This is a genomic window from Asaia sp. SF2.1 (assembly GCF_000505765.1).
Classification (GTDB): domain Bacteria; phylum Pseudomonadota; class Alphaproteobacteria; order Acetobacterales; family Acetobacteraceae; genus Asaia; species Asaia bogorensis.
The window spans coordinates 35,844-38,212 of record NZ_AYXS01000012.1 but is presented as its reverse complement, the minus strand read 5'-3'; the positions used below and the strand labels follow the sequence as shown (position 1 = coordinate 38,212).

At 59.3% G+C, this 2,369-nt stretch carries 2 protein-coding genes; one reads left to right on the top strand and one right to left on the bottom strand.

Translation table 11 applies throughout. The annotated features are described in order from the left end of the window. Positions 1-125 precede the first annotated feature (125 nt). A complete protein-coding gene (locus tag P792_RS26635) occupies positions 126-527 on the bottom strand; it encodes a hypothetical protein (protein ID WP_031240525.1) in 402 nt (133 codons plus the stop codon). 133 nt (positions 528-660) lie between these two features. Between P792_RS26635 and guaA the strand changes: the two genes are divergently transcribed. Continuing rightward, positions 661-2,256, top strand: coding sequence for a glutamine-hydrolyzing GMP synthase (gene guaA, locus P792_RS26630; protein WP_023978369.1), 1,596 nt, complete (start codon positions 661-663; stop codon positions 2,254-2,256). Positions 2,257-2,369: the final 113 nt, after the last annotated feature.

Here is a 2,369-nt window from a genome sequence, read left to right as displayed (position 1 = left end):
ACTCGAACCTCTAACCCCCAGATTCGTAGTCTGGTGCTCTATCCAATTGAGCTACGGGTGCGTCGTGGGGCGGGTTCTACTGCGAGTTTCCCGACCCCGCAAGAGGGAAAAAGAATTTTTTTCAATCAATGATTTGGACGGGTCATGACAATATGGGCGCGGCATGTGGGCGCACCATAGATGCCCCCTATGGCATTGCCGACAGGATACCCATTGAACACGATGCTGTAGGGTTTGCCCTGCGCATCCTTGAGATCGAGCTGCGCATGATAGTGGTGCGGGTCGGCCCCACGTACACCCTTCAGAACGAGTGCGTTATCGCCGGGCGTGAAGCTGATGGCCTTGCTGCCAATCTGCAAGGTCGAGTCCGTGTTCGTCGGGCAGCTTCCTTCATCGGTGACAAGTGCTCCCGTCCAGAGACCGACCGGGTCCTTGCTCGGGGATTGGGGGGAGGAGCAGGCCGAAAGCGCCCCGATCACACCAAGGAGCGCCGCGCAGGGCAGGGGGCGAAAGCGGGAATGCGACATATCGGTCTCGTCTGAATGAAGGAATGGTGACATTTAGGCGGGCATAACGCGTCGTTTGGGATGACGATGCACGACGAACATCCTATACGATGCCCACAGAACTTGCCCATGCACGACGTGTTGAAAGAGCGCCATGACCGACACCGCCCCGCAAAACGCCGATAACCTCGACCTGCAGCTTCATGAAGATCGTATCCTTATCCTCGATTTCGGCAGTCAGGTCACGCAGCTCATTGCCCGCCGCGTGCGCGAGAGTGGCGTCTATTGCGAAATCTGGCCCTTCACCGCGACAGAAGAGAAGATCCGCGGTTTCCACCCGCGTGGCATCATCCTCTCTGGCAGCCCGGCCAGCGTTCATGACGACAACGCACCGCAGATCCCCGATGTCGTGTTCGACCTTAATGTTCCCGTGCTGGGCATCTGCTATGGCCAGCAGGCGATGTGCGCGCGTCTCGGCGGCAAGGTAGAAACCCATGAGCACCGTGAATTCGGTCGGGCTCACATCGAGATTGCCGAAGATTGCGCCCTGTTCCGTGGTGCCTGGTCCCGCGGCCATCGTGAGCAGGTCTGGATGAGCCACGGTGATCGCGTTACGGCGCTTCCGCCCGGTTTCCGCGCTGTCGCGTGGTCGGAAGGGGCACCGTTTGCCATCATCGCCGATGAGGGGCGTCGCCTTTATGGTGTGCAGTTCCATCCGGAAGTGGTGCACACCCCGCATGGTGCCGCGCTGATCAAGAACTTCACGCATGAGGTTGCCGGTTGTAAGGGCACCTGGACCATGGCCGGCTTCCGCGACCTCGAAATTGCCCGTATCCGCGAGCAGGTAGGCTCTGGTCGTGTGATCTGTGGTCTGTCAGGGGGCGTTGACTCCTCCGTGGCGGCGAAGCTGATCCATGATGCCATTGGCGATCAGCTCACCTGCATTTTCGTCGATCCAGGCATTTTGCGCGCGGGCGAAGCAGATGAAGTGGTCAAGACTTTCCGTGGCCGCTTCAATATCAGCCTTGTTCATCGCGATGCGTCTGATCTCTTCCTGAACGCCCTGGCTGGCGTGACGGACCCGGAGGTGAAGCGCAAGACCATCGGGCGTCTGTTTATCGAGGTGTTCGAGGAAGAGGCCACCAAGCTGGGCGGTGCACAGTTCCTTGCGCAAGGCACGCTTTATCCGGATGTGATTGAGTCCGTCAGCTTCACCGGCGGTCCTTCGGTCACGATCAAGTCGCATCATAATGTCGGCGGTTTGCCCGACCGCATGAACATGAAGCTGGTCGAGCCGCTGCGCGAGTTGTTTAAGGACGAAGTGCGCGCCCTGGGTCGCGAGCTTGGTATCCCAGAAGCCATTGTCGGGCGTCATCCCTTCCCTGGGCCGGGCCTTGCGATCCGTATTCCGGGCGCAATCGATCGCGAAAAGCTCGATCTGCTGCGCAAGGTGGACTCGATCTATCTGGAAGAAATCCGCAATGCCGGGCTTTATGATGCCATCTGGCAGGCATTTGCTGTGCTGCTTCCGGTCCGCACCGTGGGTGTGATGGGTGATGGCCGCACCTACGACCAGGCCTGTGCTCTGCGCGCCGTAACCAGCACGGACGGCATGACGGCTGAGGTCTACCCCTTCGATTTCGGCTTCCTGAACCGTGTTGCAGGACGCATCGTCAACGAAGTGCGCGGCATCAACCGCGTCACCTACGACATTACCTCGAAGCCGCCGGGCACGATCGAGTGGGAATGATCCCGTACGATCTTGGTACCACGCTGATCCGACGAAATTGAAAGGAGCGCCCTGTTCAGATGGGGCGCTCTTTCTACATCAGACTAGGCCTTGGCACATGCAGTTCTGTTTGC